General features: G+C 46.3%; 7 protein-coding genes. 5 read left to right on the top strand and 2 right to left on the bottom strand.

What is annotated here, in order from left to right; all coding sequences use genetic code 11:
• Positions 1-858 precede the first annotated feature (858 nt).
• Complete coding sequence (locus DWX84_RS19160; RefSeq protein WP_048927934.1) at positions 859-1,680, top strand: Rpn family recombination-promoting nuclease/putative transposase; 822 nt, start codon at positions 859-861, stop codon at positions 1,678-1,680.
• A 90-nt stretch (positions 1,681-1,770) separates the two neighbouring features.
• Here DWX84_RS19160 and DWX84_RS19155 read toward each other — a convergent pair whose 3' ends face one another.
• Together DWX84_RS19155 and DWX84_RS19150 are read right to left on the bottom strand one after the other, a co-directional pair.
• The gene (locus DWX84_RS19155) at positions 1,771-3,225 is read right to left on the bottom strand and encodes an aminoacyl-histidine dipeptidase (RefSeq protein ID WP_048927933.1); all 1,455 of its coding nucleotides are present in this window, start codon (positions 3,223-3,225) and stop codon (positions 1,771-1,773) included.
• Between the two features lie 50 nt (positions 3,226-3,275).
• Positions 3,276-4,289, bottom strand: coding sequence for a lysylphosphatidylglycerol synthase transmembrane domain-containing protein (locus DWX84_RS19150; protein ID WP_005866766.1), 1,014 nt, complete (start codon positions 4,287-4,289; stop codon positions 3,276-3,278).
• 95 nt (positions 4,290-4,384) lie between these two features.
• On the opposite strand from DWX84_RS19150, the gene rsmA reads away from it, so the two are divergent.
• The 4 genes from rsmA (at position 4,385) to DWX84_RS19130 (ending at position 7,705) form a co-directional block, all read left to right on the top strand.
• On the top strand, positions 4,385-5,167 hold the full coding sequence (gene rsmA / locus DWX84_RS19145) for a 16S rRNA (adenine(1518)-N(6)/adenine(1519)-N(6))-dimethyltransferase RsmA (RefSeq protein ID WP_048927932.1): 783 nt from the start codon (positions 4,385-4,387) through the stop codon (positions 5,165-5,167).
• Between the two features lie 33 nt (positions 5,168-5,200).
• Entirely contained in the window at positions 5,201-6,547 is a 1,347-nt protein-coding gene (gene mgtE / locus DWX84_RS19140; RefSeq protein ID WP_005861206.1) for a magnesium transporter, read from the top strand.
• Positions 6,548-6,658: 111 nt separating this feature from the next.
• Positions 6,659-6,997, top strand: a complete 339-nt coding sequence (locus DWX84_RS19135) for a CidA/LrgA family protein (RefSeq protein ID WP_005861203.1) — start codon at positions 6,659-6,661, stop codon at positions 6,995-6,997.
• 3 nt (positions 6,998-7,000) lie between these two features.
• Complete coding sequence (locus DWX84_RS19130; protein ID WP_005861201.1) at positions 7,001-7,705, top strand: LrgB family protein; 705 nt, start codon at positions 7,001-7,003, stop codon at positions 7,703-7,705.
• Positions 7,706-7,761: the final 56 nt, after the last annotated feature.

The raw sequence follows: 7,761 nt of genomic DNA, 5'->3' as shown, positions 1-7,761 counted from the left end.
CTTGAGAATCGAATTTTCCGGGAGATTATACATATAGTTCCGTAAAACGAGAAAAAATATTCGCAAGTAGTTATTCCATAACAAGATAACGGAATATGCCCTTTCATTCTGGCGAAAATTATTCATCCTAATTCATATTCTTAAGGCTAAAACCTGTAATTCACCCGTATGTGAAGGCTATTTCTATCGTATGCGATGGGGATTACTACCGTATGTATCACCTAACGCATACGGTTGCGTCGGCTAACGCATATATTCGCGTGGGCAAACACCACCTTTCTCACCGGAAAAGCGACCTTTTACCTATAAATAAGAGACAAAAAGGCCCTTTTCACCTATTACTTCTCTCTGGTTAGACTTCTCCAAAGAAGAGGTATGTCACACAAACAGCCTTGTTTCGCGCAAACTGTCATGATTATCGCCGCTTCGCTTACCATCCATCCGCAAGGGCTACAATAGAATAATCGACATAGAAAAGCCCCGCAGGATAACTGAAGCGCACCCCAAAAGTCGCTGAGAAGACCTTGTTGGTTCCAGTATAAAAAGGCTTTCCTAGTGATTAGTTATTCACTTCCCAAGCCGTCAGTTAGCGGCTAGGTATAGCCGCCAGTTATTCACTCGACAAGCCGTCAGTTATTCACTTCAGCAGCCAATGAGAGGGCCCGTTTCTTGGTTATCAGGGCCTGTAAAGCACATGTTTCCCGTATTTTCAAAAAACACTCAAATCTCACAAAAGTGAAACTTTTGGCACACCAGCCCTGCCTCCTTTTAAAAAAAAGCGTATCTTTACCGCAAAGGATGAGATAGGATCATCCGTTTAATCATTTAATCATTTAATCATTTAAACCTATAAGCACTATGGGAAAATTTATCAATCCCTTCACCGATTTCGGCTTTCACCGGATATTCGGGCAGGAGGTACACAAGGAGTTACTAATCGATTTCCTGAACCAGTTGTTCTTCGGAGAGCACTACATTGAGGATATCACGTTCCTTAACCCGATTCAGACCCCCGAGACGCTGGATGACAGGGGAATCGTTTTTGACGTGCATTGCAAGGACAGCAACGGAAACCTATTCGTCGTTGAGATGCAAACCGGGGCACAACCCTATTTCCACGACAGGGGACTGTACTATCTGGCGAGGGCCATCAGTAACCAAGGACAAAAAGGGAAGGACTGGAAATTCGTGTTACAACCCGTATACGGGGTATTCCTACTTAATTACAAGATGGACGTGAACTCAAAGTTCCGGACCGATGTTATATTGGCGGACCGGGAAACCGGAAGGATGTTTAGCGACAGGATACGGCAAGTCTATCTCGAGCTACCTTACTTCCAAAAAGAACCGGACGAGTGCGAGAATGATTTTGAACGTTGGATTTATTTATTGAAGCATATGGACACTTTAGAGAGAATGCCGTTCAAGGCAAAAAAGGCGGTCTTCGATAAGTTGCTGGAAGTAGCCGACGTGGCAAACCTCAGCAAGGAAGAACGCATACAATACGACGAGGCTCTGAAACGATACAGGGATTATAAGAATACGATCGATTACGCAGAGGAGAAAGGGATATTGAAAGGGAAAGAATCTACGGCCCGCAACATGAAAGCGGATGGATTATCCCCCTCAATTATCCAAAAATACACTGGGCTCTCCCTTGAGGATATAGAGAAACTATAAAATAAACCCTCCAGCCCTATTCTCGCTAACCGAATGGTTAGAAGAACAAAGGCTGGAGGGCTTGTTTAATATCTATAAGGAAAGAGATCCTTAGATTCTCTCCAATGCAGCTGTAATAAACTCCCAGATCTTCTGTACGGAATGAATATTCACTCGTTCGTCCGGTGAGTGCGGATATTCCAAATCCGGTCCGATAGAAACCATATCCATATCCGGATAAGCACCTTGGATGATACCGCATTCCAATCCGGCATGCATCACCTTCACCTCAGGTTCCTTACCAAATAAATCCAGATAGGTAGATTTCATCAAGTTCAAGATCGGGGAATTGATATTAGGCTGCCAGCCATTATAATGACCGGACTCCTCCACCTTAGCCCCTGCCAAAGCGAATACACTTTCCAGACTTGAGCAAACAGAATCCCTGCGAGACTCGGATGAGCTACGCACCAAGATCTTCACCTCGATCAACTCATCAGATGTCTTCACGATCGCCAAGTTAGAGGAAGACTCAACCGTACCCGGGAAATCATGCAACATGCTAATCACACCATTCTGGCAACCTTCGATCGCATTGATCAAATCATCCTGTATCTCCTCCGGAATCAACGTAGACGGCAATTCAACCATCTCCGCAACGAAATCGATCTTATCCTCCACACCCATATACTCCGTACGGAACATATCTTGGTAATCAGCCACTAGCTCCCAAAGAGACTCCACGTTATCACCCGGAATCGTTATCACGGCAAAAGCCTCACGAGGGATAGCGTTAGGCAAGGAACCACCCGCCACAGAAGACAAACGAGCGCCATAATCGCATACCGCCTCTTTCAAGAAACGGAAGATCAACTTATTCGCGTTCGCACGCCCTAAATGAATATCCACACCGGAATGACCACCTTTCAAGCCAGCCAAGCTAACCTTGACAGCCACGTCACCTTCCGGAATATAAGTATCCTCCTTAAATTGGAAAGAGACATTCACGTTAGCGCCACCTGCGCAACCTACGAACAACTCCCCTTCCTTCTCGGAATCACAATTCAATAAAATATCACCCTTTAAGAAATGCGGCTTCAAGCCGAAAGCGCCGTCCATTCCCTGCTCCTCATCAATCGTAAACAGGGCCTCGATCGGTCCGTGACGCAAGCTATTGTCCGCCAACACGGCCATCGCCAGAGCGGCGCCCATGCCATTGTCCGCCCCCAAAGTCGTCTCACGGGCCGTCACCCAATCACCGTCTATGTAAGCGTCGATCGGATCTTTCTCGAAATCATGCTTTACGGAAGAGTTTTTTTGGGGAACCATATCCAGATGAGACTGCAATGTCACGGTCTTACGACCTTCCATTCCGGGCGTAGCCGGCTTACGGATCAATACGTTACCCACCTCATCTTGCAGGGTTTCCAGTCCCAATCCTTTACCAAAGGATATCATAAAACGGGTTACTGCCTCCATATGTCCGGTCGGACGGGGGATTTGCGTAAGGTCATAAAAATAACCCCATACATGCTTCGGAGATAGATCTTTGATTTCTGCTGACATAGATGTTAATAATTTAGTTCAGTTCATATTTAATACATATCTTGTATTCATCACGAAACAGCGACCGGAATCTCTTTGTTCTCCCGGTTGGTGAGCGGCAAAGCCACCACGCCGAACAATCCGCACAATCCCGTCCATACCGTCTGTACCGTATGAACGACCAAGGCGAACGCCGCCGCGTCATTCTCGTTCACGCCAAAACAAACCAAGGTAGCGATCACCATGAAATGCCACGGTCCGATACCGCCTTGAACAGGCACCGCCACGCCGATACTACTCATCGTAAACGTGATCAGCCCGACCACGATACCCAAGTCCTTGGTAAAGTCGAAAGCATAGAACGTAATATAAAAGTAACAGAAATAACCTCCCCAAATCAATAACGTCTCTATCACGAAACGCATCTTATGCTCCATGTACCAGATACTCTTCATACCGGTCCATACATTCTTCAACATGCCTTTGGCTTTCTGTACCAGCGTAAAGTTACTCATATAAGTGAATACAAACCAAATTACAGCGACAAAAATTATCACCGCCACGTAAATCCATATCGAATTAAACATGGACTGGAACCCTTCGAGCAAAGCCGGGTTCTTGGCGAAGAAACTCGTAAAGAAGCTTATATTAAATATGAATATCATCAAGGTTATCAAACCGACCATGATCGTATCGCTCACACGGTCGATCAACAGCGTACCTAACAGCTTGGTAAACGAGATCTTATCGTATTTCGTGATCATGCCGCAACGCCATACCTCGCCGACACGGGGCAACACCAGATTCACCGCGTAATTACCCAGCACGGCGTAAATCACGTTACTCATCTTGAAGCGCTCGCCCAAGGAACTGATCAGCAATCCCCACCGTAAGCCACGGACGATATTGGCGAACAAGCCGAACAATAAAGAAACCAGAATAATATCATAACGAACCCCCTCCTTGACTACTCGCCAAATCTCAGTGATATCCATTTTCCGATACAAAAACCAAAGGAGTAAACAGCCGAAGGCTAAAGGTAGAATTATCTTCAGAAACGTACGTAGAATGCTCTTAAAATCCATTAGGTATAGGGAACTTTAAATTATTTATTGTACTTTTGTGCATCCGCAAAGATAAGCATAATATTTAAAAACAAACACATTACACCGAAAAGTGGATGAGATTAGTTAAGCCAAAAAAAGCATTAGGGCAACATTTCCTAAAGGATCTGCAAATAGCACAGCGCATTGCGGACACACTCGATACTTTCAAATCCCTGCCGGTCTTGGAAATCGGACCGGGAATGGGAGTCCTTACCCAGTTCTTGCTGGAGGCGGGACATGATTTGACCGTTGTCGAGTTGGACATGGAATCCGTAGATTACCTGAACCAGAATTTCCCCGATCTGAAAGGGCGTATCATCGCCGAGGATTTCCTAAAATTGGATCTCTCGAAGCTATTTCCGGGGCAGTTTTGTGTGATCGGTAATTACCCCTATAATATCTCCAGCCAGATATTCTTCAAGGTCCTCGATTATAAGGACCAGATTCCCTGCTGCTCGGGGATGTTACAAAAAGAGGTAGCGGAACGCCTAGCGGCGGGTCCCGGTAGCAAGACGTACGGGATATTGAGCGTACTGTTGCAAGCTTGGTACGACGTGGAATACCTCTTTACCGTCAGTGAGAAAGTATTCGATCCGCCTCCAAAAGTGAAAAGCGCCGTATTGAAAATTACCCGTAACGACCGTAAGGAGCTGGGATGCGACGAGAAGTTATTCAAGACTGTAGTAAAGACCTCATTCAACCAACGAAGGAAAACGCTTCGTAATTCCATGAAACCCCTATTGGGTAAAGATTGCCCGGATTACGCCTTGCCGATATTCGACAAGCGCCCGGAACAGTTATCCGTGGAGCAATTCGTGGAACTGACCTTGATCAGCCAAAAGCATTTGGAGAAGTAGGCTGGTGATGTCCTATAATAATATAAGAGTCCAATGATCGAACTGACGAAAGATTACATCGAGAACCTGAAAAGCATCATCGAGGCCAAAGATGACGCGAAGGCACAGGAGGTACTTCATGAACTATATCCTGCCGATATAGCCGAGCTTTATCAAGAACTGAACTTGCAAGAGGCCATTTATCTCTATCTATTGATGGATGGCGACAAAGCGGCGGATGTCTTGATGGAGCTGGATGAGGAAGACCGTCATAAATTATTGAAGGAACTTCCCAATGAGCTTATCGCCAAGCGTTTCGTCGATAACATGGAAACGGATGATGCCGTTGACTTGATGCGTGAGTTGGACGAGGATACCCAAGAGGAGATCCTTTCGCATATCGAGGACGTAGAGCAGGCCGGTGATATCGTGGACTTGTTGAAATACGACGAGGACACCGCCGGCGGTTTGATGGGTACCGAGATGATCGTGGTGAACGAGAATTGGAGTATGCCCAAATGTATCGACGAGATGCGCAAGCAAGCGGAGGAGATGAGCGAGATCTATTATGTATATGTAGTGGATGACGACGAGCGCTTGAAAGGTGTGCTCCCCTTGCAGAAACTGATTACCCACCCATCCGTCTCCAAGATCAAGCATGTCATGAAAAAAGACCCGATCTCCGTTCGCGACAGCGACAGTATCGAGGAGGTTACGGAGACGATCGAGAAATACGACTTGGTAGCCTTGCCCGTAGTCGATAGTATCGGACGTCTGGTAGGACGTATCACGATCGACGACGTTATGGATGAGGTACGCGAGCAACACGAGCGTGATTACCAGTTGGCATCTGGTATCTCGCAAGACGTGGAAACCTCGGATAATGTATTCACCCAAACCGCCGCCCGCCTACCTTGGCTGCTGATCGGCATGATCGGAGGATTGGGAAACTCCGTTATCCTCGGTGGTTTCGAGAGCAGTTTCGCCACTAACCCGAAGATGGCGCTATTTATCCCGCTGATCGGTGGTACCGGTGGAAACGTAGGCATACAATCTTCCGCTATCGTGGTACAGGGCTTGGCAAACAATACCTTGAAGGAAGGGAATATCGTACCGCAAATCCTAAAAGAGTCTGTAGTCTCGTTAATCAATGCCAGCATTATCAGTCTGGTCGTGTTCATTTACAATTTCTTCATGCTGGGAGACCGGGGGATTACGGCCTCCGTATCTTTAAGCCTATTCGCCGTCGTAATGTTCGCCAGTATATTCGGCACGCTAGTTCCCATGACCTTAGATAAGATGAAGATAGATCCGGCCTTGGCGACCGGACCGTTTATCACCATTACCAACGATATTATCGGTATGATGATTTATATGTTCATTACTTCCGCGTTAGCTTGATGCCACGGGTGGGCGAACCCCGCCCCTATTATGTTAAAATAATATGTTATAGAACATATCTACGAAATAGCTGTTATCTTTGTAGCGGTTATCAAAAAAGGTAGAAAAACTATGCTAACAGAAGCATTTTACATTCTCTTCTTCTATTTCACGGGAGAGTTTATCAGCTACTTTATCGACGGTTTCATACCGGGTAGCGTAATTGGGATGGTGCTATTGTTCTTAGCCCTTGCGTTCAAGAAAGTAAAACCTGAAAAGGTGAAACGTCTTTCCACGGTTCTTACCCAAAACATGGGATTATTCTTCGTTCCTGCCGGTGTAGGGCTTATGAATTCCTTCGGGATCATCTCCGAGTATTGGGCAGTCCTGCTGATCGCTTCCGTAGTAAGTACAATTTTAGTCATCGCCAGCGTAGCGTTGGTGCAACAAAAACTGGAAAAGGGAAAATAGACCATGGATAATCTGGCGCATTCCGAGATTTTCGCTCTTACCTTGGTAATTGGTACCTACCTGACTTCCTTGGCTCTTTACAAGAAAGTCCATATCAGTCTTTTGCATCCTTTGCTTACGACCATCTTCGTGATTATCGTGGTACTGGAAGTCCTAGGCATTCAATATGAGTCGTTCCAGCAAAGCAGTCATTTGATCCATTTTATGCTGGGGCCTTCCGTAGTGGCCCTTGGCTATGTGTTATATGAGCAAATCCAATATCTAAAGGGAAATGTCGTTTCGATCTTGACTTCCGTATTTGTCGGGGCCATTGTCGGAATCGTAAGCGTAATCATCATCGGTAAATTGATGGGAGCCGACCAAGCGTTGATCGCCACGCTCCAGCCGAAATCCGTCACCACCCCGATCGCTATGGGGATAGCGGAGAAAGCGGGCGGCATACCTTCACTTACCGCCGTCATCGTCGTAGCGGTAGGAATCTTTGGCAGTATAGTGGGCCCTATCGTGATGAGGGTACTGGGAATAGATAGCCATATCGCTAAAGGACTGGCGTTAGGGGCTTCCTCCCATGGAGTAGGAACAGCAGCGGCCATTCAAATCGGGGCCATCGAAGGAGCATTAAGCGGACTGGCGATTGGCTTGATGGGTATCATGACAGCGGTCTTGGTTCCGGTTATTCGGTTGATTTGCAACTATTTTTCCATATAAATACGCAAAACTTTTTGCTACTTTAGCAGGAATGTACTACTTTTGCACCCGAAAAA

It is taken from the genome of Parabacteroides sp. AF21-43, assembly GCF_003635435.1.
Taxonomy (GTDB): domain Bacteria; phylum Bacteroidota; class Bacteroidia; order Bacteroidales; family Tannerellaceae; genus Parabacteroides; species Parabacteroides distasonis.
Note: the sequence above shows the minus strand (reverse complement) of the source record. Positions and strands in the feature narration are given on the sequence as shown.